Source organism: Halalkalibacillus sediminis, assembly GCF_002844535.1.
In the GTDB taxonomy this organism is placed as follows: domain Bacteria; phylum Bacillota; class Bacilli; order Bacillales; family Alkalibacillaceae; genus Halalkalibacillus_A; species Halalkalibacillus_A sediminis.
The window spans coordinates 127,648-151,321 of sequence record NZ_PJNH01000002.1 but is presented as its reverse complement, the minus strand read 5'-3'; the positions used below and the strand labels follow the sequence as shown (position 1 = coordinate 151,321).

Annotated in this window: 25 protein-coding genes; 8 read left to right on the top strand and 17 right to left on the bottom strand. The window is 39.1% G+C overall.

The window, feature by feature from the left end; genetic code table 11:
* The first annotated feature begins 276 nt into the window (after positions 1-276).
* From CEY16_RS07055 to CEY16_RS07040, 4 genes are all read left to right on the top strand, one after another.
* The gene (locus CEY16_RS07055) at positions 277-471 is read left to right on the top strand and encodes a glycine zipper domain-containing protein (RefSeq protein ID WP_101331292.1); all 195 of its coding nucleotides are present in this window, start codon (positions 277-279) and stop codon (positions 469-471) included.
* Between the two features lie 4 nt (positions 472-475).
* Positions 476-940, top strand: a complete 465-nt coding sequence (locus CEY16_RS07050; protein WP_101331291.1) for a DUF3052 domain-containing protein — start codon at positions 476-478, stop codon at positions 938-940.
* A gap of 11 nt (positions 941-951) precedes the next feature.
* Entirely contained in the window at positions 952-1,392 is a 441-nt protein-coding gene (locus tag CEY16_RS07045) for a hypothetical protein (protein WP_101331290.1), read from the top strand.
* Between the two features lie 65 nt (positions 1,393-1,457).
* Positions 1,458-1,727, top strand: a complete 270-nt coding sequence (locus tag CEY16_RS07040; protein ID WP_101331289.1) for a hypothetical protein — start codon at positions 1,458-1,460, stop codon at positions 1,725-1,727.
* A gap of 5 nt (positions 1,728-1,732) precedes the next feature.
* Here the strand turns inward: CEY16_RS07040 and CEY16_RS07035 are convergent, their stop codons facing one another.
* Both CEY16_RS07035 and CEY16_RS07030 read right to left on the bottom strand, forming a co-directional pair.
* On the bottom strand, positions 1,733-2,209 hold the full coding sequence (locus tag CEY16_RS07035) for a hypothetical protein (RefSeq protein WP_143484600.1): 477 nt from the start codon (positions 2,207-2,209) through the stop codon (positions 1,733-1,735).
* A gap of 126 nt (positions 2,210-2,335) precedes the next feature.
* Positions 2,336-3,166 (bottom strand): GNAT family N-acetyltransferase, encoded by an 831-nt coding sequence (locus CEY16_RS07030; protein ID WP_101331287.1) that lies wholly within the window; start codon positions 3,164-3,166, stop codon positions 2,336-2,338.
* Between the two features lie 218 nt (positions 3,167-3,384).
* On the opposite strand from CEY16_RS07030, the gene CEY16_RS07025 reads away from it, so the two are divergent.
* Positions 3,385-4,104, top strand: coding sequence for a class F sortase (locus CEY16_RS07025; protein WP_101331286.1), 720 nt, complete (start codon positions 3,385-3,387; stop codon positions 4,102-4,104).
* Positions 4,105-4,152: 48 nt separating this feature from the next.
* Here CEY16_RS07025 and CEY16_RS07020 read toward each other — a convergent pair whose 3' ends face one another.
* The 12 genes from CEY16_RS07020 to CEY16_RS06970 form a co-directional block, all read right to left on the bottom strand.
* The gene (locus tag CEY16_RS07020) at positions 4,153-5,457 is read right to left on the bottom strand and encodes a methyl-accepting chemotaxis protein (protein WP_101331285.1); all 1,305 of its coding nucleotides are present in this window, start codon (positions 5,455-5,457) and stop codon (positions 4,153-4,155) included.
* Positions 5,458-5,575: 118 nt separating this feature from the next.
* Complete coding sequence (locus CEY16_RS15500; protein ID WP_274379931.1) at positions 5,576-7,261, bottom strand: methyl-accepting chemotaxis protein; 1,686 nt, start codon at positions 7,259-7,261, stop codon at positions 5,576-5,578.
* 19 nt (positions 7,262-7,280) lie between these two features.
* Positions 7,281-7,736 carry a chemotaxis protein CheW gene (locus CEY16_RS07010; RefSeq protein ID WP_101331283.1) on the bottom strand — a complete coding sequence of 152 codons (456 nt, stop codon included), beginning with the start codon at positions 7,734-7,736 and terminating at the stop codon, positions 7,281-7,283.
* Between the two features lie 271 nt (positions 7,737-8,007).
* Entirely contained in the window at positions 8,008-9,354 is a 1,347-nt protein-coding gene (locus tag CEY16_RS07005; RefSeq protein ID WP_101331282.1) for a copper amine oxidase, read from the bottom strand.
* 214 nt (positions 9,355-9,568) lie between these two features.
* Positions 9,569-9,703 carry a hypothetical protein gene (locus CEY16_RS15495; RefSeq protein ID WP_274379930.1) on the bottom strand — a complete coding sequence of 45 codons (135 nt, stop codon included), beginning with the start codon at positions 9,701-9,703 and terminating at the stop codon, positions 9,569-9,571.
* Between the two features lie 53 nt (positions 9,704-9,756).
* Positions 9,757-10,776, bottom strand: a complete 1,020-nt coding sequence (locus CEY16_RS07000; RefSeq protein ID WP_101331281.1) for a nuclease-related domain-containing protein — start codon at positions 10,774-10,776, stop codon at positions 9,757-9,759.
* Between the two features lie 188 nt (positions 10,777-10,964).
* On the bottom strand, positions 10,965-11,765 hold the full coding sequence (locus CEY16_RS06995; protein ID WP_101331766.1) for an anti-sigma factor: 801 nt from the start codon (positions 11,763-11,765) through the stop codon (positions 10,965-10,967).
* Complete coding sequence (locus CEY16_RS06990; RefSeq protein WP_101331280.1) at positions 11,758-12,324, bottom strand: RNA polymerase sigma factor; 567 nt, start codon at positions 12,322-12,324, stop codon at positions 11,758-11,760. Before CEY16_RS06990 ends, CEY16_RS06995 begins: the two co-directional genes overlap by 8 nt.
* Positions 12,325-12,513: 189 nt before the next feature.
* Entirely contained in the window at positions 12,514-13,308 is a 795-nt protein-coding gene (locus CEY16_RS06985; protein WP_101331279.1) for an STAS domain-containing protein, read from the bottom strand.
* 29 nt (positions 13,309-13,337) lie between these two features.
* The gene (locus tag CEY16_RS06980) at positions 13,338-13,961 is read right to left on the bottom strand and encodes a hypothetical protein (RefSeq protein ID WP_143484599.1); all 624 of its coding nucleotides are present in this window, start codon (positions 13,959-13,961) and stop codon (positions 13,338-13,340) included.
* A gap of 5 nt (positions 13,962-13,966) precedes the next feature.
* Positions 13,967-15,484, bottom strand: a complete 1,518-nt coding sequence (locus CEY16_RS06975; RefSeq protein ID WP_101331277.1) for an SAP domain-containing protein — start codon at positions 15,482-15,484, stop codon at positions 13,967-13,969.
* Positions 15,485-15,699: 215 nt separating this feature from the next.
* Positions 15,700-16,377, bottom strand: coding sequence for a phosphatase PAP2 family protein (locus CEY16_RS06970; RefSeq protein WP_101331276.1), 678 nt, complete (start codon positions 16,375-16,377; stop codon positions 15,700-15,702).
* Positions 16,378-16,657: 280 nt separating this feature from the next.
* Between CEY16_RS06970 and CEY16_RS06965 the strand changes: the two genes are divergently transcribed.
* The 3 genes from CEY16_RS06965 to CEY16_RS06955 all read left to right on the top strand — a co-directional run bounded on the left by CEY16_RS06965 (position 16,658) and on the right by CEY16_RS06955 (position 20,125).
* Entirely contained in the window at positions 16,658-17,632 is a 975-nt protein-coding gene (locus CEY16_RS06965; RefSeq protein ID WP_101331764.1) for a TAXI family TRAP transporter solute-binding subunit, read from the top strand.
* Positions 17,586-18,086, top strand: coding sequence for a DUF1850 domain-containing protein (locus tag CEY16_RS06960; RefSeq protein ID WP_238378791.1), 501 nt, complete (start codon positions 17,586-17,588; stop codon positions 18,084-18,086). The genes CEY16_RS06965 and CEY16_RS06960 overlap by 47 nt, the downstream gene beginning before the upstream one ends.
* Before the next feature lie 143 nt (positions 18,087-18,229).
* A complete protein-coding gene (locus tag CEY16_RS06955; RefSeq protein ID WP_420795526.1) occupies positions 18,230-20,125 on the top strand; it encodes a TRAP transporter permease in 1,896 nt (631 codons plus the stop codon).
* 47 nt (positions 20,126-20,172) lie between these two features.
* Here CEY16_RS06955 and CEY16_RS06950 read toward each other — a convergent pair whose 3' ends face one another.
* From CEY16_RS06950 to opp4C, 3 genes are all read right to left on the bottom strand, one after another.
* A complete protein-coding gene (locus tag CEY16_RS06950) occupies positions 20,173-21,468 on the bottom strand; it encodes a helix-turn-helix domain-containing protein (protein WP_101331274.1) in 1,296 nt (431 codons plus the stop codon).
* 433 nt (positions 21,469-21,901) lie between these two features.
* Entirely contained in the window at positions 21,902-22,399 is a 498-nt protein-coding gene (locus tag CEY16_RS06945) for a GNAT family N-acetyltransferase (protein ID WP_101331273.1), read from the bottom strand.
* Positions 22,400-22,753: 354 nt separating this feature from the next.
* Positions 22,754-23,674 (bottom strand): oligopeptide ABC transporter permease, encoded by a 921-nt coding sequence (gene opp4C, locus CEY16_RS06940; protein ID WP_101331272.1) that lies wholly within the window; start codon positions 23,672-23,674, stop codon positions 22,754-22,756.

Below are 23,674 nucleotides of genomic sequence, written 5' to 3'. Positions count from 1 at the left end.
TAACTTTTCTGGATTTGAGAACTCCTCGGTGCTATTCGCGGACTTTTTTGGGCTAAACGCGCACTAATCGACCGTAAATGCAGACTTTTCTGAGCTAAATGCAGACTCGCAGGCCATAAATGCAGACTCACAGCCCGTAATCGCAGACTCACACCGTATCTACACATTTTCCTTTCCAAAATGAATTTGCTTTCAAATCTTTACTTTCATCTTGAAAAGGATACAATTAGGGTAATAATTCTGTCAGGGACTGCCAATTAAAGAGGGGCTGATCATTTGAACGAAAAACAAGGAATGGGTGCGGGAATTGCTATTGGAATAGGTTTAGGAACATCATTGGGGGTCGCTCTGGATTCAATGGCTCTTGGGGCCGCAATAGGAATAGGGGTAGGGATTTCTTTCGGACTCGCTTTCCAACATGGTATTAAAAATAAATCGGATGAAGATCAATCGAATTCTGAGAAGGAGTAATCGTATGACTGAGCTACATCCAGTAATCAAAAAATTACAATTTAAACTTCAACAAGAACCTGTGTTGGTTTTGAATGCCCCAGAATCATATAAACAAGAAGTGGTGCCTCACTTCCCTGAGGAAGTGCACTTAAACCCGGAAAAAGAGCGTTATCCATTCATTCAGGTTTTTGGTGAAAATAATGAGGAAATTGCGCGTTTTGCAAAGCTCGCTGTTGAACACTTGGCTCTAAATGGTATATTGTGGCTATGTTATCCTAAGAAATCATCTAAAAAGTATAAAGGATCAGATGCGAGCCGTGATTCTGTTGGTTCCATGCTGTCAACAGACGGATTTGAACCTGTTCGTCAGATTGCCATTGACGATGATTGGTCGGCGCTACGTTTTCGCAAGACGGATCAGATTAAAAACATGAAGCGAAAGTTTGCTGTAACTGAAGAAGGTAAAAAGCGGACTGGGCGTTTATAAAGGAGTTTACCATGCTATATAGGGTTATTATTTTATTGATATCAAGTGTTATATTTGCTCTTATATTATCAGGGCTTAACTATGTCCCACAGGGCAGCCGTATGGAAAATGTATATTATTTCAGCTTTTTTGAAACATTTACATTTGCACTAGTCTACTCAGCACCTGTCTATGTTTTGTTCGGGTTACCTGTCTCTATTCTGCTGGATCGATGGTTGGACCGTATCAAAAATGGTTCAAAATACTTTATTTATTCAGCTAAAATGACTTCTTATTCAGCGGCAGGGGCAGTAGCCGGATTCATTTTTTACATCGCTGTAAATCAAGGGATTACCCAATCCTATTTCAATGCTTATATCGCTAGTATGGTCTACGGTATTTTAGCGGCTAATATCTTTTTTCACCTGTGGTATTTTTATCAACACAAAAAGAATTCATCTTCTTCCATCTAAGAAGGTGAATTTTTTTATGACCTCTCACGTAAAATGGTAGTACTACTTTAAAGGAGCCGGTCGATGTGAGTTTTGGACAGCATGTCGTTTTATTATTCATAGTACTTGTTTTAACGGGGGTTCTGCGAGTCATTCAACTAAAAAGTTTCACTCGCATAGATATTTTTCTGTGGGTGTTCGGACCATTACTTGTGCTATCCTTCATCATGATTTTCTTTGCATTGATCGATTTGAAACGTACAGTGTTTTGGGACATAGGTCTGAATCTTTTCATCTATGCAAGTATCGGAATTGGTGGAGGAATCATGTGGCAAAGAGTAATCAAAAGGATTTGAAAAGATCAACTACTGGTTAAAACACTCAACCCCTTCTTTACCGACAGGGCGATGTATATAATAAGCAGTAAAAGCACAGGTCCTGCGGTGGAGAATACGATTTCAGTTAAATTCCCAACGGGCGCATCAAAGATTTTTGCTACGACGGTACCCATTAAAAATATCGCTGCTAGAAAAATAATGTGACTGATGAGAAAGCTCCCCATGTAAGGACGGTACTTTTTTAAATAAATCACCCAAACACCGAGCAACGCTAAAACAACTAATGCGATTTCCACGTTATTTGCTAGGATAGTTAAACTATGTGCTTCCAAGAATTCTGATTTAGTTAAACCTGATTTTTCGATTAAAGGTTTATTAATCTCACTTTTATAAGTCTCTATAGAAACATAAGCCACAGCAAGGATACTCATCAATATAAAGTATAAACGGAATAAAGTGCTTTCTTTTAAAATATTTTTAATATGATTGTTGTGTTCCACCCTACGCCCACCCCTCATCATGTTATATCCACCGATTCATTCCAAAAGCTATTCAATAGTAATATTCTAACATATTTCCCAAAAAAACAGCCTTAATCCTAGTTAAGAATTAAGGCTCTTCGTTCTTTAAACTTCTCGCATATATAGGTAAAAGTCTTGTGTCTGTAACGTTTTGAAACCGACTGATTGGTAAAGATTCAAAGCGAATTCATTATTGGTTTCCACTTCGATGAAAATGGATTGACCCTCGCATTGTTCCATCCGTACCGCTTCAATCAATGCTTTCTTACCATAACCTTTTCGCTGGTATTCTGGTAAAATCGCAAACCCGAAAATATAACTTTCCATACCTTCTTTTTTAATACGGATTTTCCCGATATCCTCTCCGTCAAATTCAATCAAGTATGCTCGTTGCCCTTGTTCTTGATTCAAGGAGTGATTCAGTTCGTAAGCACCCTCACGATCCAAAAAGTATGATTGAACATCGATATCAATCATTTTTTCGGCGTCTTTCCATTCAGCTCTACGTAGTTTAACAGATTGGTCGGGCTCAGGAAGCTCTTGCTTCTTCCAGCGCATTTGGTAGACAGAATAATCATACTTAGCATTCACTTTATCTAATGCATGTTTCGCATTGGTTGCGTCTGCTGGAGCATTGATAAATAGCCTATCGAATTCTCTGTCAGTTAAAGCGTGTAAAGCACGGTGGAATAATTCTTCGAAAATTCCTTTTCTTCGGTAATCAGGATGGACCATTCCACACATTTCATAGTCCCCACCCATATAATATAAAGCTAGATATCCGACTAGTTTTTCACCATCATAATAGAAGAAGTCGTCCTCTTCACTCGTTCTTGTACGCAAGAAATACCAGTTCAGTTTCAGTTCGACTTTGTCGTGACCTTCTACTGCTAGTTGTAGCCGTTCAATCTTTTGTAATTGTTCTTTGGATAACACATTGTGCCTCCTAACTTTTCGTTAGTCTCCTAAAAAATATGACTAAAGCTTTTCATGCATATGCTTCTCATTTTATTTTGGAAAATTGTTTTTCACTTCTTAACCCAGTCATAATATCATAGTCCATTTACTTGGTACAATTTAAAAATCATATGATCCAAACCTTTTATGAAATCGTATGCTTAATAGATCTCAAGAAAAAGAGGAGTGCATGTGATATGAAACGCAAAATAGGTTTATTCAGTCTATTATTCTTCCTTATTTTTTTAATTGGATGTACGAGTTCAGCACAAAACCAATCGAATTCAGGTGACTCTTCTGATTCAGAAAGCGCTTCTGAAGAAACAGAAGTTACCACTAATGAACAGAATGATGAAGAGCCTGAGAAAGATGAATCCGAAGAAATTGTGAAAGAGGATGAAAAAGATACTTCAGAAGATGAAAAAGTCGAGAGTTCTTTTTCAAGTAGCGATATTATCAAAGATGAACGTACAGGCATTGCACCTACGCGTATTGAAATCCCAGCCATTGGTGTGGATACAGTCATCGAACATGTCGGGCTTTTAGATAATGGCCAGATGGATGTACCTGATGGCCCTGATAATGTCGCTTGGTTCGAGCCGGGGACACAACCAGGTGCTCCTGGTAATTCAGTTATCGCTGGACATGTGGATGATACAGTCAATCCAGCTGTCTTCTATGATTTACACAAGCTTGAACCTGGAGATGAAGTCATTGTAACCGATGAGAATGGTGAGAAACTTACATTTGAAGTGTTTGAAAAAGAAGTCTACCCTCGCGAAGACTCACCAGTGAAAGAGATTTTTGGCTATTCCCATCGTAGTCTCCTAAACTTGATTACGTGCGAGGGAGAATATGATGAAGAAACAACAGAGCGTGAAGATCGTCTAGTAGTCTATACAGAACTGAAAGAATAGAAAAAAGGCAATCGCTTGAGTGCGATTGCCTTTTTTTAGGTATCTTGGTTATACTTTAAACTGTCGTACTTTGATGTTTAAGTTATTGGCTAACTCTGCTAATACCGTTGAACTGCTGACCACTTCTTCCATTGCACTGGTAGTTTGTTCAGTAGAAGCAGATGTCTCTTCTATTCCTGCAGCTGATTCCTCCGAAATGGAGGCAATTTCTTGTATTGAAGCTGTCATATCTTCGCTATTCCTTAAGATGACAGTAAGACTATTAGTCACTTCCTCTATTCCTACTACCATATCTTTTACAGAAAGTTCTATTCCTTCGAATTTCTCACCAGTGGACTTGATCTGCCCAGTTCCGTTTTCAACCTCAGCATATCCACTCTGTAAAGAGTCTACCACTAGAGAGGATTCACTCTGAATCCTCTCTACAATTTCAGAGATATCCGTTACGGAACCTGACACCTGCTCAGCTAACTTTCTAACCTCATCAGCAACAACCGCGAAACCTTTTCCATGTTCCCCAGCTCTTGCTGCTTCAATGGCAGCGTTCAAAGCCAATAGATTCGTCTGTTCAGCAATATCATTAATCACATTTACCAGTTTAGAAATCTCCTTGGATTGTGTATCTAAACCTTGAACTTTCTTGACAGATTCTTTGACAATCCCTTCAATAGTACTCATTTGTTCCACGGATGCTTTCATCAATAAGCTACCTTCATCTGTTAACTGCAACACTTCACCGGAAGACTGTTGGATCTTCTTCCCATTCTCATTAGCGTCTTTCACATTGTCAGTAAAAGTCATCATGACAGATGATAAATCACTGGCGTTTTCCGCTTGGGATTCTGCTCCAGCAGACAACTCCTGCATAGTAGAAGCGACTTGGGTACTACCTTCTTTCACTTCGTTTGCTGAGCGTTGAAGCTCGACACTTTGTTCGGACACCTCATCTGATACTTTGCCTACTTCTTCAACCATTTTGCCAATGTTATTTCTTAACGTTTGTTGCATGGTGTTAACAGCATCTACTAATTGACCTAATTCATCACTGGACTTATGGTTTATTTCAGCTGTTAAATCACCTTCAGTTGTCTCCGCGACAGAGTTAATAATCTTTTTAATAGGATTCGTAATAATGAAACGGACAAATAGCATGATGATTAACGAAGTTACTAGGAGTGATACAATCGTATTTATATAAACTCCAACATTCCAATCCAGAATATCAGTTATAAAAGAATTTATATAAGCTGATATCGGGGAACTGATTAATAAGCTGAGAAACACACCTAAAAATATCTTTATCTGCAAACCTAACTTAACCTTTTTTAAATTCTTTCCATTTCCCTTTTTCATGATGATCCTCCCTGGTGTATGTATAATCATCTCCTTTTTCACTCTTGAAAAAAAAGTTAATTAACAAAAATAAATTGCTTTCTTCACTTAACAATTATAATTCAGTATTAATTTCAATCTATATTTTAAATCTTTTCACTAGATCATTCAGTTCTTCTGCTAGCTCTGTCAGTTGATCAGCGCTACTCGATACTTCTTCCATCGAACTTGTTGATTGTTGAGCTGAGGCTGAAGTTTGTTCGACTCCTGCTGCAGACTCTTCAGAAATCGAAGCAATCTCTTCGATAGATGCATTCATTTCCTGACTATCTTGCGTCATATCTGTAAGGCTCTCAGTAACACTCTTGATATTCGTCGCCATTTCTTGAACGGCAAATTGAATGCCTTCGAAGGTTTCTTCTGTCGATTTCATTTGTGCTGTACCTTTTTCAACTTCTTCATATCCATTTTGTAGAGATCCTACTACAGTGGAGGATTCTGTTTGAATGCTACCGACAATATTCGTGATGTCCGTGACTGAATTCCCCACTTGTTCCGCTAACTTGCGCACTTCATCAGCAACTACCGCGAAACCTTTTCCATGTTCGCCAGCACGTGCCGCTTCTATCGCTGCATTTAAAGCCAGAAGGTTGGTTTGTTCAGCGATGTCCTGAATCACTTGAACTAGTTTCGAAATCTCTTGTGATTGACTATCCAAACCTTTCACTTTCGTTACAGCATCTCTTACGATTTCATCAATTGTACTCATCTGTTGAACGGATTCTTGCATCACTTTACTACCATCTTCAGTCATACCTAGAACCTCTTGTGAACTTTCGTAAACCATCTCACCATTTTGATTCGCTGATTTCATTTTGTCAGAAAATCTGTTCATTGATTCTGATAATTCACTTGCATGATCAGCTTGTGCTTCTGAACCTGAAGATAATTCTTGCATCGTACTTGCGATCTGTTGAGATCCTTCTTTAACCTCGTTGGAGGATTGAGTCAACTCTTCACTTTGGGCAGAAACAGACTCAGATACTTCTGAAATTTTCTGAAGTAACTGGCGGTTATTTTCCATCATGACGTTAGTCGCCACGATCAACTGTGCGAGCTCGTCTTTCGATTTTGTCTCAAGTGGCTCCTGAGTCAGGTCCCCATCAGCTGCAGATTGCATTCGATTTTTCACTTGGTTAAGTGGTTTGGTAATCATTCTAGCAGTGTATAAAGCAATAATAATTCCTAATACAATGACAGCGAGTGTGACGATTGCTCCCAACAATAATGAGTTATTACCATTTGCAATGATCTCTTCCCCATCAGCTTCCATTGATGCTCTTCTTTCATTTGAAATCTCTTCGAAACCAGTGATGATGTCATTTGCCTTTGATTGCCCTTCTATTTCCATAAAATCTTGAGCAAGACTTTCACTTCCCGAGTCATATGTGGCAAAGACTTCTTCCTCCACATACTGTCTCCATTCCTTGCTTTGCTCGATCAGCGAAGCGACCTTTTCTGAACCACTCTCAGCTAAAAGGAATTCTTGTGCTTCTACACTATCTTCCGTGTATTCTTGGAAACCTTTTTTATACTTATCGCTACCGTATGTTATGTATGCGTTCGCTAAAGCTACTCGCTGAGCCATATTAAATGCAAGCTTCTCATCTGCGAGTAAGACCGGCAACTGTTCATCCACGATATCTTCTGTGTTCGTATTCACTTGACTGATCGAATAAAAATTAAATGCACCTAGAGACACAACCAACAAAATGATGATCAGGAATCCTGCTAAAATTTTCATTCGTATACTTTTAAAATTCATACTCATCCTCTTTCTATCTCTATTGTACTGCGTGAATTTCCTCAACTTCTTCTTTACTGAAAATCCGGTCCAAATCTACCAAGATGATTAATCGATCATTCAGCTTGGCCACGCCATTAATGTATTCTTTCTTCAATCCCCCGACCATTTTCGGTGGTTCTTCCAGTTGATCTGCTGGGATATCAACCACTTCCTTGGCAGCTTCAACCAACAATCCGATTTTCAAACCATCTAGCTGACAAATCAGTATGCGGGTTTCCTGAGTCAAATCAGTATCCACCCCTTGGATCATTTGCTTGAAATCGACGATCGTCGTGATCTCACCACGAAGTTCCACAATCCCTTTGACGAATTCCGGTGCCTCAGGCATTTTCGTTAGTCCAGGCACTCTTTCTATCGAATGAATTTGATTGATATTCACACCTAATCGTTCATCATCTAATTGAAACAGAACATACTTTGAAACATTTTCCATATGTACACCTCTTTCTTTCACACGTTTATAAACTAAGTCTATTATCGACAGAATGCGACTTATTATTTAGTCTTTTGTGTTAAAAAAGTACCAGATGTCCACTAGGATGATCAGGCGCTAAGTTTCGGCTGCTTTTGCTAGTGTTTGGGGGGGTGGATGATGAGTGTGGAATATTGGAATGCGAAAAGTTACTGGAAGGCAGGCTGAGGATATTTTCATCAAAAAAGAACCGCCCGGGGGTGGACGGTCCTTCTACATTTGATTATTTAATTTATTGTTCGGATCTTCTGATATAGAATCCTGTTGCTATGATTGATGCAAGGATTCCGAACAGTGTAGTCAACCCTAGAGCTGACATGCCTTCATCTGCTGGTGCTAGACCTGTCTTAGGCATATCTGATGGTGATTGTTCCTGGAAGTTTTCAGGGAACTGATCAACGAATGCTCCTGATAGGCCTTCAGCTGGGTTGAACATGTGTGCATATGCTTCGCGAGTGTTGTCATATGCCATCTCATAATCACCTGCTACATAGCTATCGAATGCGCCGACCAATTGGTTCACGTGCATTTGAAGTCCTTCAGCTAGTGCGTCAGATTGTAGGCGTTCTTCTGTTGCAGTTTCAAGGAAAGTTGAGAAGTCTGCGCGGTATTGATCAAGTGCATCTAGCGCCGCTTGCTTCGCTTCTTCATCTTCAGCTCCTGTTGCTTGAACGTACTCAACAAAGTTACCGATGTGTGCAGCCCACATTTCTTTGAACTGCTGTCCCGCTTCTTCACCATAGACCGATGAGATCGCTGCTGCTAAATCGTTCGTGTTGTTGCTAAGTGCTGCAGCTGAAGCATCAAAATCTTCTGAACCGTCAATTCCATTCTGCATCGTCATTACTGCTAGTCCAGCGTGTTCAGATAATAGATTGTTCAAGTCTGAACGTAGGTCCGCAGCTTTAGTTGTTGGTGACGTTTCGTTGAATTTATCTGGGAATTGATCCGTAATTGCTGTTGATAAACCTTTACTTACCATATACATATGACCGATTGCTTCTCGCTCATATTCGTATGCCGTTTCATAATCGCCAGCTACATAAGCGTCAAATGCTCCGATCAGTTGGTTTACGTGCATTTGCAAACCTTCTGCAAGTGCGTCAGCTTCTAGACGTTCTTCAGTTGCTGTCTCGAGGAACTGAGAAAATTCATTTTTATACTGAGCAAGTTCATCAAGTGCTGCTTGTTTTCCGTCTTCATCCCCCTCGGCAGTAGCCGTTACATAATCAACAAAGTAACCGATGTGTTCAGACCACATTTGATTGAACTGTTGACCAGCTTCTTCGCCGTATACTGAAGCAATTGCTCCTGATAAGTCTTCCGTGTTCTCGTTGAGTGCTGCTGCGATGGCATCAAAATCTTCAGCACCATCAGCACCTTTACGCATAGCTTCAACTGCTAAGAACGCGTGTTCACTTAAGTAGTGATCCAAAGTCGCTCGAAGGTCAATCGCTTCGTTCTGTACTGTAGGCTCCATATTCTGACTGTCGTGATCGTCTGCGTTTACCGTCAACGTCCCCGGAATCACCAACGACGCTGCAAGTGGTACAACCATTAATCCTCTTTTCCAATTCATTATTCAACACTCTCCTTTTTATTTATTTCACTAAGCATACGGAGGGGTTGATCAATTGGATCACTATTTTTTAAAATTTTTTTGAATTTTTTGTTGAGGTGTTGGTGGGACGGGGTTCTATTGAATACAAAGTCTAGCTGTAGATCCTCATTTGGACACCCAATCCCGTGAATTCGGTACTCATTCCCGTGACTTTCTGGATTTGCCCGTGAATTCAGTTCCCTTTCCCGTGACTTTCAGCTTCTTTCCCGTGAATTCGACCCATTTTCCCGTGGCTTTCTGCTTCTTTCCCGTGAATTCGATCCCCTTTCCCGTGACTTTCTACATTTGCACGTGAATTCAATCCCAATTCCGTAACTTTTTGCAAAATAACCTAGACTATCATCTTTCAAATCTACTTTTCTAATAACCTCTATCTTTTTCGTGCCTTCTGGCATCCATATAGTCGAAATCCTTGTAGTAGTCAAAGCCCAGAAGGTGTTTGAGCGATCTCCCACGCCCTCTTTTCTTCAAATTCAACTTTTTTAAAAGATAGCCAGCTACGTCCGAGGATTCCAATCCCAACCACCAGCGTAATTGTGAATTACTAATCTCCTCCCCAAACAGTAGATAGTAATCTTTCAGCGCGGGGAGATGGGCATTTCGATCTCGCAGCCCGCATCTATCGCACTCCCAACTCAACCTCGCGCGCTTCATGCAAAAATCTTTGCAATTCACACACCACACGCCTCTCTTAAAATCATCTGAACTTAATTTAGTCCGCTCCAATATATTTGGACAGTATGGGCGGTCGGCGCGCAGCAAACTTTCACCTAAACTACGCACTTGATCCATGCTATAAAACTCTTCATCAAAGTAATCGGAAATTTCTCGGAATCGTTTGGACAATCGTGGAAGGGTGATGACTTTCTTTTTGTGGAGTTCAGAGGGTTTCTGGAGTTTCAATTGGGCGTTGGGGTTCGTCATGACAACGACGGTTTCGACAGGGAGGTTTTCATATCCATTTAGTTGCAACCATAGCTCCAACAAATACTTTTGTTCCTCGACCTGAAGAACTGGGTCATCGTAAATTCGCTCCTCACCGCCTGGCCTCACTTGCCGAACTTGGTCAAAATCGCATTCGAACCAGACCTGCCCCGTATAATGTTTCGCCTCAATAATCAAAGCGAAACGCGGCGACAACAAAATCGTATCCATCTGGAACACAACACCTTTCAAAATCAGCCGCAAATTACACAACGCGACAAACGGAAAATCAATCTTACTAATCGGAAACAACAAGCTTTCCTCGCCGAGCAATCCGCTACGTTCGTTGTACAACAACCCATCAACATAACTACGCTTGCTCAAATCTTTCATGCGAAAATCTGCACACTCTAACATCTTCTGATAAATAGAAAACTTAGGTTGCTTCAGAATCACCTAACAACCTCCTTAGTTCATTTTTTCAATTCAAATTTAGGGGATATTTTTCGGAAGGGGATCATAGGGGGGCATAAAGAAGATCAATCTAATTATAAACTTCTTTTCATAAAAAAACATCTGCCTCGAGCCGCATCACTTCAACAAATAAGAAGTAATGCGACACGGGCAGATGCTGGTTACAACACTTACAAACCGGCGGCTAACAGGATATCCCCTTGTGGGAGCTCACTATTAGGGGTCGGCTCAAGTGTAATCGCGACCGTATCCCAGTTCACGCCTTCGAGTTGATCCAAATCAAATGAGACGGCTCCACTTCCATCCTCACCAGGAACGAAAGTCCCTGCTCGATATGGCTGTTCACCTTCTAATAACCAAACTTGGTATGCTTGATCACCAGACACAGCCTCTAAATTATCTGCTTGCACTAATAAAGTGCGGCCATTCTCATTTTCTAAAATCGATGCCTGACCGTTCGCGTCCATCACTTCAGTAGCGCCTAAAGTAACTGACTGAACGAGACGGTCTGTCTGATTTTCAGTCTCTTCACCAGGACTAGGACCTTCAGCTGTATCACTCATCTCCATCAGAAAATAAACATTCCCCGCAATCGATAAGAACAGAACTGCTGCGAGAGTATAAAATAGACCCTGCTTTTTCTGAACCTTCCTTCTTGGCTCGTGTTCATTAATTGATGTCACTCTTTGATCTGTTTCATTAGACGTTCTATCTTCTACAGTCTCTTTTTCATTAGTCGACTCTTCTTCACCAGCTGCGAATACATTCGCAAGCACGCGGTCTTTCATCCCCTCTGGAGGATCGACAGGCTCAGAAGCGAAGGGGAGATCTTCGTGCAATGCATTCAGCTCAGCCAATTCCTGCTGACACTCAGAACAATTTTTCAAGTGTTCTTCAAATTGTTTCTGTTCTTCTATTGATAACTCCCCGTTAAAATAATCTATCAACCAATTACATTCTTCTCTATTCATCACGCGATCCCCCCCTTTCGTCGATTGTCGCCAGATGTTTCTTTAGATGATTTAATGCCAATCGTATTCTCCCCTTGACTGTTCCGAGTGGGATGCCGAGTCGTTCGGATATCTTTTGTTGAGACAATGCATCAAAGTAGAATAAATGAATGACTTCTCGTTGATCCTCATTCAATCTACCCATGGCCTCCCGAACTCTACCAGCATCTTCTTTCCACTCGAACAGCTCTTCAGTTAATGGCTCTTCGCTATACACCGAATCTCTCTCTTCTAACGTATAGGTTTGAACCTTCTTTTTTCTCATGATATCGATTGCCATATTTCTTGCTACTGTCAAAATCCAAGAAGAAAACTTCCCTCTCTTTTTCTGGTAAATCCCTTTCTTGGTCCAAATCTTAATGAATACTTCCTGCACCACTTCCTCCGACAACTCTCTATTTCTTGTCATCTTAAAAGCAAAAGAATACAGGAGCTTTTCATACTTCTCGTACAGTTCTCCGAGCGCACGTTTGTCGCCGCTTTGGATTGCGTCATATAGTTCTAAATCCCGATCGCTCATATTAGTCTCCTTTTTGCACAAAGTTAATAAATACTATTATAAGTGAGTGATCAGCCTTTCTCAATTTATAGGGGATTCACTAAGTATACGTTGATAATAAGTAAATGGATGATGTTTTTGCAAAAAAAATCCTGCACGTTAGATTGCGTGCAGGGGAAATGCTTACCTACTAAAGACTAATTTTAATCTTTAAAAGTTTTCTTCCAATACTTTTTCAGTCCGATTCTCTTTATCTTGAACCGCCATTATATATTTTGTTGCTTCCTTTGTGGATGATATAAATTTAGCGTTAAATGAATAATTTTTTAAATGAATAGCTAACTTTGGACTTATCCCTACTATAATCACTTCCGTACCCATCGTGTTCAGGGCAGTTATCATCTTCTCTAATTGAGATCCGGTCTTCTCAATTAATTCTGTAACACCGCTCACATCCAACAATAAATAATCTGTATCCTTTTCCTTACATACGTTTAGCAACTTCAAGATGACAAAATCGATTCTCTTATTACTGAACGTTCCCACTAATGGTACCGCAACAGTCTTTTCCCAAATATCCATCACTGGGACTGAGAGCTCTTTAATGAGATTTTCTTTTCTTTCCTCTTCTTGGGCTTTGGTTGTTACATCCATCAGCATGACGACATAACCTTTTACCTCATCATTATCTTTAATAGGGTTGATAACGATGTCTGTAATATAAGTATCTTTAATATTAATTCTTGCTTTATGTGATGTAGTTAATGGATCCATAAGTTCTCTTTGATAAGCAGGCTCTTTGTGAAAGTGGTCCATACTAATTCCTATTATGTCCTCTACGGAATCTACATCGAATAAAGAGATCACCTTCTTCAACAGGTTGACCGCACTCGAATTGAGCCATACAATATCATAATTTTCGTCAGCAAAGATAATATTTTCTCCAATCGCATTCAATAACTTCTCTTCTTTTACAAATGAAGGTAAAGTGCCTAGAGAATACATGAAATATCCAACCTTTCGATTTATTAATATCAGGTTTTTTCTTCTAAAAATTTCATAACTCCCATGGGATTCCAATCACCATCTATCACTTCATATAAAGATTCACCGATCATGATAAATCCGTTTGAAATGATGAATGATCTATGACCATTTTTTTCATTATAAAGATGCAAACTATAAGCCTTACCTAATTGCCATTCATCTTCTTTTACCCTCTGTACAGTTACTTCCTCAAAGTAGCTAAAAAACTGCTTGATGTCTTTTTCCGATGTCAGTTTAAGTCTTTCCTCGTTACGATCAATAAGCAAATAAAACGGACTATCACTCTCAACATTTACCTTCATAGCAGCAAGCACAGGCTTTTCCCTATAATCATTCCAATAGTCGATACCGAAAACCGCAACTAAAAAGAAAATGATACCAGCAGTAACTAGCAACCTTCTTTTAGGTGGGAACCATGTACGCTCACGGTCTTCAAGAAAACGATAAAAGGTACCTGAGATGATAATCGAAATGATAAATCCAAAAAAGATTACTATGAATCTAGCCATCCCTATTGGTTCAGTAAAAATATCAGCTAAAACTGAATAAAAGAAACTTGAGAAAAAATAGAATGAAATGATGAAGGTTGTAATGCTTAGAAACGATTTCATAAATCCTAGAGCGCCCATTCCATGCGACTAATCAACATACTCCTTGTTAATTCGCCGGTTAAATTAAACACTTGAAGATCGAAAACAGGCTGTTTTTTTGTAGAATAATTCATCCAATTCTCGGCTACATATTTTAAATCGGAGGCCTTTACTAAAGCCACATCAGTATCTTGATCAGAAAAGGCTTTAAGCTTTTGAGCTTGCGCCACTGCCTCTTTTGTATAATCGTATACAACTACCAAGAATAAGGTAACTCTACTTTCCTCTGAGCGAATATATCCAAGAAACTGATTAAAATGTTCTTCCGGAAAATGATAGGGTTGCTCCGTACTTTTGTTGTCCCATAAAATTGTTTCTTTGGAAGAATACCTTAATTTTCCATCTGCATGTTTTGAGCCTTTCATGTCAGTCGTCTCTACACCTAGTTTTTTCTCGAATAAATAATGAGTAGCTTCTTCAAAGTATCTCTCAGTCTTAATATCTTTATCGATTATTTTATTAACTCTTAAAGCTTTATAATCTCTCGATGCAAGTTCTTCGTAAAAGTCATATAACCTTGCTCGTTCATCGGTCGGGTCCGAAGATTCTGGCGTAGATAGATTTTCATAGTAATCGATGATGTTTTGGATTTTATCTTCTTTAGTTCCACTTACTTTTGCACCTTCTAGACCCTTAAGTATGTCAGAAAGTTCTTTTGAGCTAAATGTCGAAAGAGCTGTAGATGGTAATATATTATGTTTAATTATCCTTGAAACTAGATCTTCTTTTTTACCTCCAATACTTACATTTAAGTTGTGGAGGATAGCTTTAAGTTGTGAAACGTTTAAATCATCTAGTAATGATTCATATACTTCATTCCTTAGCTCACCACCCATTTCATAACGAACGACCCTTGCTATTTCTTTTGGAATTATATAATAAGATGTATCTTCTTTGAACCTTAAAATTACACCACGAGATTGAAGATTTTTTAAAGACCTTTCAATTTGTTTAGTTGAATGTAATTTATTAGCTTTCTGTGGAAAACGGCCGATCCTACTTTCTAGAAGATGATGGTCTCTCTTAGTCAAACCAAGCTCCTGTCTAAGGACATTCAAAATGTTAATTTCATGTTCATTGAGTGAATCATCTTTTTTCCATGACTCGTTTAATACCGCACTATAAACTCTTTCTTCATACGCAGGTATTGCTGTATTAATATAATCATCATCCTTGCTTTGCTCTACTATTTCTGTTTCTAGTTTGTGAACCATTTTGAAGAGGTCCGTTTCACTTAGTGAGTAACCCTGTTGCTCCATTAAAGACATGAGAATCATTTCGTTGATTAATGCTATATCACGTTTCTCTTTGTTGAAATTCAGATTTCGGGTTACTCTTTCTTTGTTTTGAAATTCATCGATGTTCCGAAGAATTACATCTCTCATATCTTCTTCTGTTTCCATGCGAACATCTTTTAAAAAACTATCTACTATCCTTCCAAGATAAAGCTTAGACATTTTTGGCAATATATCTTGTAAATACATATAAACCCTCCATATAAATACATTTTTGTGAGGTTACACCTTATAATATTACCATAAAATTCAAAATATTTTGAGTGTGATTTTTATTCATTCAATATTTTTTCTGTTTCTTTACTAACATTTGTCTCCCAAGTGACTTTATTATTTAGGTGAAGCATCCCTTCAGCTTCACTTAAATAAATCGCAACAAAAAAACCGAGGAGCTCTCTCCTCGGTTAAATGTCTCGCCCTTTTCTCCAAAGGGTGTATTCTAATATCAATATACAGGTTACGAGCCAGCTTAGTCCTAGCAGGAAACCTGCGAACACGTCTGTTATAAAGTGGACGCCTAAAAATACTCTACTCAATCCGATCGAAAGGATCAATATGACCAAGAAAGTGTTGAGGGCCCACTTGGCAGCTTTGTTTAGGTGGCTACGAATGATCAAATAAATGATGAATCCATAAAAAACCATCGGGGCTGTCGAATGTCCACTTGGAAAGCTGTGCCCAGTGCCGTCATATTGCTCGAGGATATTCGGTCGATCTCTTGAGAAAGCACTCTTCAAACCTGTTGTGAGTAGTGCTATACCTCCCATTGCAATAATAAAATAGACAATTCTCCATGTTCTTCTTTTATAATAAATAGCTAAAATCGCCACTAGCACAATTGAACCAAACGTCAGGGTATAAACCGAACCTAATTCAGTCACCCATCCCAAAAAAGTATACAGAGTTGGATTGCTGAACTGCGCCACAAATTCTGAAGCCCATTGATCAATGATGAACTTTTCTTGTTCCAGCACCTCGTCTGCCAACTCAGAGAAGATATAGAAACCGCCACCTATAACGGTCAAAGCGATAAATATCATTATATATGTTCTAGCAGGTATTTCCTTCAAAGTGTTCATCATGTATGTTTACTCCCCTTCTAATGTCGTAATAGTACTTTTTCCCTGATTTAATGTAGAAATAACTTATTTATCATCAATATCTGCATTTTATTTATTTGAAAAAGTTGAACCTGACAGCTTATACGACTCCTTCAATTTTTTACCTTGGGCAAATACACAATTTTTCGTTGAAATGTTACTGCATATGAACAATATTTTTCATACTCCTCCTGTGCTATAATTCGAAACTGTTGCTAAAATACAGAAGATTTATACATCTAGAAGGAGGACAATTGAAATGATGAACAAGAAAATTTTAACCGCTTTCATTCTTATGCTGACAACTGCTATGACCCTTGCAGCTTGTGGTGGCGAAGAAGGTGGATCAGGAGAAGGTAATGGAGAAGGATTAGATACTAATATCGCTACGATTGCGACTGGTGGTTCTTCAGGTCCTTACAATATTATCGCTACAACTTTAGCAGAAACATATACATCAGAACTAGGTGTTAACTCTAAAACACAGACTACTGGTGCTTCGGTTGAAAACGTTAACTTAATGAAAGAAGAAAAAGTTGAAATGGCATTTATGATGAGTGACGTACTTAGCCAAGCCGTAAATGGTGTTGAAAACTTCGATGAGTCAATCGACAATGTCAGCCAAATCGGTACATTATATCCAAATTACGTACAAGTTGTAACAACTGCAGATTCTGGAATTGAAACATTATCTGACCTAGAAGGTAAACGAGTTGCAGTCGGCGACCAAAACTCTGGCGTGGAAGTGAACGCTCGTACTCTTTTAGAAGGCCACGATATTACATATGATGATATCGAAGTTGATTACCTTGGCTACGCTGAGGCAGCAGATGGATTGCGTTCTGGACAAATTGACGCAGCATTCTTAACTAGTGGTCTTCCAAACGCATCTGTCATGGAACTTGCAAATTCCGTTGACTTACAAATCGTTCGTATCGAACAAGAAGACGTTGAACGCATTGCTGAAGATAAAGAGTACTTCGTTTCTTTAGAAATTCCAGCAGATACGTACGGCAACGAGGAAGCTATTCCAACTGCGGCAATCATGAACGCATTGGTTGTTCGCTCTGATTTAAGCGAAGATGATGTGTACGAACTGACAAAAACATTATTTGAAAACTTGGATCAACTAGAGAACGCTCACCAAGCAGCATCTGACATTTCGTTAGAAAACGCTCAAGAGGGTGTCATTGCACCACTACATCCAGGAGCAGAACGCTATTACAATGAACAGTAAACGATTGATAGGGAGCGCATGCATCATCGTGCTCCTTATTTTTCTTTTGTACAGAATTCCAGTTATTCAAGTTCATCTCGACGAGGAAACTTTTTACTTAAAAGAAGACCGCTTCGAGCTTTCTTGGATCCACTCTGTTGAAAACGAAAAGTGGTTCGAAGTGTATGAAAAGGACGGAGAAGACCTCTTCCTTTCAGAAACATATTTCAAAACGTATGGTGCAGGAGTACCTGCTGACGGTGAAGTGATCCATTCAGATGATGGTTATGTCCATATGAAAATGAACCGATCCATACCTGAGTTGAACATATCCGTTTCAAATAACGTTAAAACGAAGATCCATACAGAAGAAAAAACGATCGACTTATACAAATTAGCCCAAGAATATGAATCAGTATCGATTTCCATCGAACAGCTTCATCTTTGGGAATACATTGGAGGGACGTTTAAATGAGTCAGAAGAGAAACAAGCTGAAGGAATCCCAGTCATCGACAGAACAACCTTCCGACCAAAGCGACGAAAATAGTGCACAAGATAAAAAAATACTTGAAAAATATAGCCGCGAATCGAAGATCAGATCTTTTACTAATAAAAAGATGATCTATTTTGTATTCATGCTAGCGATCGCCTATTCGGCATTTCACCTATACATTACATTCAACCCCTTACCAGCGTTGCAGCAAAGGTCTTTGCACGTAGCATTTGGTTTGGCACTGATTTTCTTGATTTATCCGACATTCGCTAAACAAGATCGAGCAAAAATCCCTTTTTATGATTGGATTTTATTTGCTCTCAGTATATTTTCTACTGTTTATTTAATGTACGAATACAACGCGATTGTCACAGAACGTGGTGGTATCCCGACAAACATGGATATCATTGTCGCGATCATCACTGTCGTACTCGTTTTAGAAGCAGCACGACGTGTAACAGGAATCATTTTACCGATTTTCGCATTGATCTTCTTAGCCTATCCTTTCATCAGTCATATGGAATTCATGCCGTTCAGGTTGATGACACGTGACTTCGATCTAGGCGATATCTTCGGTCAAATGTTTTTGAAAACTGAAGGCCTCTTCTCTACTGCCATCGGGGCTTCGGTTAACTTTATTTTCTTATTCATCCTGTTCGGCGCTTTCTTAGCGAAATCAGGTATGGGACAGTTCTTCAACGATATTGCGCTTGCACTCGCCGGTCATCGACAAGGTGGTCCAGCGAAAGTGGCAGTCGTTTCTAGTGGTTTCATGGGAAGCATTAATGGTGCTGCGGTCGCAAACGTCGTAGGAACTGGGGCTTTCACCATTCCATTGATGAAAAAAATCGGTTACCACCGTAACTTTGCGGGAGCTGTTGAAGCAAGTGCATCCGTCGGTGGTCAGGTTCTACCTCCAATCATGGGGGCCAGTGCCTTCATCATGGCTGAGACAACTGGAATTCAGTACGGGACGATTGCGCTAGCTGCATTAATACCTGCTGTCCTCTATTATTTAGCCGTAATTATGCAGGTTCACTTCCGCGCAGGAAAAAGAGATTTACGTGGTATTCCTAAAGCAGATCTTCCTAGAGTAAAAGAGGTCATGAAAGAACGCGGACATCTGTTGTTACCGATCGTCGGTCTGATTGTCATGTTATATCAGAACGTTCCTGTCGGTTACGCAGCGTTCTACACTATCGTCTTGACGGTCATTGTGGCTACGCTACGTAAATCTACACGCATGTCTATAAAAGATATTCTAGATGCAATGGCACAAGGTGCTCGTCAGTCATTAGCTGTAATGATCGCCTGTGCGGTCGTAGGAATCATCATCGGTGTCGTAAGCCTGACAAGCTTCGGTACAGTGATGACATCATCTATCGCTAGCCTAGGTTCAGGTTCTCTATTCCTGACATTGTTCTTTACGATGATTGCTTCGATGCTACTAGGTATGGGGCTTCCATCAATCCCGGCTTATATCATTACTGCGACGATGGCTGCACCTGCATTAGCTGCATTCGATGTACCTATATTAGTTGCGCATATGTTTGTTTTCTATTTTGGTATTTTCGCCAATGTTACACCTCCGGTTGCCCTAGCAGCATTCGCAGGTGCCGGGGTATCAGGAGGAAACCCGATGAGTACCGGCTTCCAAGCATTGAAACTATCTTTAGCCGGATTCATCATTCCTTACTTGTTCGTTTATAATCCCGCAATGCTCCTCATTGATACAGAAGGGGTTGCGACAAATGCGACTGAGTTCGGAGTTCCACCGATCATGGACGTGGTTCTGATTGTGGTGACAGCTATTATCGGAATTGTAGCTTTAAGCTCTGCACTGGAAGGTTTTTTGAAGACTCCTATGAATCCTATTTACCGGATCGTTCTTGGGGCAGGGGCACTTGCCCTAATCCTACCAGAAGTAACATCTGACATTATCGGCTTCGTGGTCGTCGGGTTCATGTTCGTATTAAACTACATGCAACACCGCAGAACCAATGCAGTCAGCACCACATAAACTTAAAAACCGAGTTCCTTGTAGAGGGAACTCGGTTTTTAATTTACTTATTTCAATGAAACTCTCTCTCTTACAGTCTTCAATACTTCTTTAGAAAATTGATAATACTGTAAGTGTGGGAATTCACGCTGAAGCTCGACACCTTTTTCAGCTAATTCTTGAGCCTTATCAAACTCACCTAATTGCAGGTAACAGAGAGCTTCATAACTTGGGGTAAGATAATCAAGTGAGCTATCGATCGGGTGCCTTTCTTTCATAAAATGAAAGTTCTCATCGATTTTTTGAAAAAGTGGCAACGCTTTTTGAGGTTGCTCTAATTTCGTATAGCATCTTGCACGAGCATCAGACAAGTGAACGTGAAGTGCTTCAGTAACTTCCTTAGTCACAGGATCTGCTCGCTTCAATTCCTCTTCTAATTCATCAGCTAATACTAGGGCTTCTTCAAGTTGGTTCTCAAAATACTCTAGAAAATGAATTTTAATCTCCATCGTATTGATTCTATACATAGTGTTTTCAGTAAGGTCAATCAACTTTTCTGTTGTTTCCAAGTGTTTATTGGCTTGCTTTTTCTGATTCTCATTGAACAACAATAATGCATATGTGTTATGTAATTCATAAAATACATCCATGATTACATGCTTCTTGGAAAATTCAATCGCTTCATCTAAAAGATCAAATGTTTGTTTAAAGTCTCCGCTTGCTGAAACTGCATGGATTCTGAATAAAAGGAATTTCACATACAAACTTTTCATATCAGAACGAGTTTCATTTTTTAGCGACTCAATTGACTCATTCAGAATATCAAGGGTTTTCTTAAAATTACCGTTAGAGTGTTCGATATTCGCTTCGAATAAAACGACTTCCAGTGCATAAGTCTTCATTTGTAAGTTATGATAGATTTCTTTCGCTCTTTTGGTGTAATCGAAGTAATTTTGAATAGATAGTTCTTCATATGAATCCTTATGAAAACGTTCCAAAAAGTATAGGATTTTGGCTAGTTTTTCATAGATTCTCGCAGATTCATAATTGTTCGAAAGGTGAGGTAACAAATTTTCCATTCGATCAATTGCTTTTAAGAAGCCTTCCAGTTCGTAATCTTCCGTCCATTCCGAAATCTGTTCTATTTCACTAGCCAACTCTTCTCTCGTCATGCCCCCCATAATTTCTTGGGGATCGATGTTCAGAGTACGGGCTATATGTTGAAGCGTTTCAACGGTAGGTTTTGTTTTATTGTTTTCAATCAAACTAACCATAGCGGCAGACATCTTTTCTCCAGCCACTTGAGTCAGTGTCAATTTTTTATTTTTCCGTATAGTTTTGATTTGTTCTCCGATCGTTTGCATCCAAGCACCTCGATTCTATCTATATTTTAACTTATTTAAAAAATATGTAATAGTATTTAAATAGTTTTCCTTAAAAGATTAATAATGGAGCAATAATCGGATTTAATGGCGCAATATTAACTAAAAATATGAATTTATTCCACTATAAGTTTGCAAAATTGAGGTTTTCAGTTAAATAACGACGCAATTACTCTTCTACTCTGAACTGAATCTTCTAGACCTAATCAAAAAAAGAACCCTTCACATAGTGTAAGTAGTTCCGATACCGTGGAGAAAATCTAAAATAACAGTTAAAATGACAAACTAAAACACACTATGTTTATCACCACAAATAACTGTACAATTTCCAAACAAAAACGCTTGGGTAAATAAAATACCCAAGCGTTTTCATTATTGCCTTATTAAACTAAAGCAGCCGTTAGTGAAATATACATTATAAAATTTTTGACATATAATATTCATCAAGGTATTCTCCATCAATATATAATGAACCTTTTTTTGTTCCTTCGATTTCAAACCCCATCTTTTTATATAGGGACAAACCAGCTTTGTTACGAGTAACTACCGTTAATTCTAATCGACGTAGGTTATGCTTAGATGCCCACTGTTCTAATTCTCCGAATAACAGAGTTCCAACACCTTTTCCTCTATAACCTTTAAGTATTCCAATAACGATAGAACCAGAGTGTCTATTTCTCTTGGTATTCCCACCAATTACCAGCAAGTACCCAATTAATCCATTTTCAACTTCTGCAACAAGTATAGTAGAGTTTTCGTTATCCTTCATACTCTCAATCATCTTTAGTTGATTGTCAGATTGAAAATTCCTTTCCCCTTTTTCCCAAAGCATATATTGAGAACTTCCTTCAACTTGTTGTATAAGAACTGCTAAATTTTCTGCATCAGATGTTTTTATTTCCCTTATAATCATTATATTTATCTCCCTATATCCAGTAAACTTTTGTTAAATTAAACTGCTTCTTTATTTTAAGAAAAAACCTTCACATCTCCGTTTATTTTAACATAAAATTACATTTACCTAATTAGTCTATAAAATCGACATAACAAATGGCATACCAAATAAACTAGTAATTAGCACGTTAACAACAATATTGGCGCTATGTTATTTGAGGTGCGATCTTGTATGCAAATTCAAGTGTTTATATCCAATAAACATTGATATATAAGGAAAAAACAACAGACCAAATCATATGAGATTTGGTCTGTTAATTAGTGTGATATTTTGTATGTTTCTCCACCTAGTGGAGACTTCTTTCTCACCTTATTATCTAGCTTTACTTTTTGGATCGAATGCATCTCTGAGACCGTCTCCAATGAAGTTGATGGCCAAGACAGTAATCAATATTGCAACCCCTGGTGGGATCCATGCCTCAGGATGGTTGCGTAAAATACGAATATTTTGAGCTTCAGAAATCATATTCCCCCATGTCGGTGTCGGGTTCGGTATCCCAAAGCCGATAAAACTGAGTCCAGACTCAATGATAATGTAAACAGCCATCATCAAAGTCGCGTTAACAACGATTGGTCCCATGGCATTCGGTATAAAGTGTTTGAATATGATCCTGAAATCACTTGCACCTATTGCTCGTGCACCTAGCACAAACTCTTGCTCACGTAGCGACAAGTACGTCCCGCGAATAATACGAGTCAGATTCGGCCACGATGTCAGTGCAATAATCGTCACAAAAATTCCAATGGTCACTTTATCTATGATTGCCATGATCGTAAGGACAAGCACAAGGAAAGGTAGCATCAGCATAATATCTGCAGCTCGCATGATGAGGTTATCGACTTTTTTCCCATAATATCCAGCGATTGAACCTAATGTGACACCTATGGCCAAGGTGAAAAACATTGCACTAAATCCCACGATTAAGGAAATACGTCCCCCGTACAACAAGCGAGAAAAATTATCCTGCCCCTGTCCATTAGTTCCTAATAGATGTTCATCACTCGGACCTTTTTCCAACAGTAAAAGGTTGGTTTTCTCCGGATCGTGGTCTGTCAGCAAGGGAGCCATGATGCAAATGATGACAATCACAAATAACACGAACACGCTAACCACTGCTAATCTATTCTTCATGAACCGTCTCAAGGCCAATTGAAACGGACTTCTACTTTCTTGCGACTTAGCTGGTCCACTCTCTGGTTGTGTAGTTACAGATTCTTGCGGATTCGACTGCAT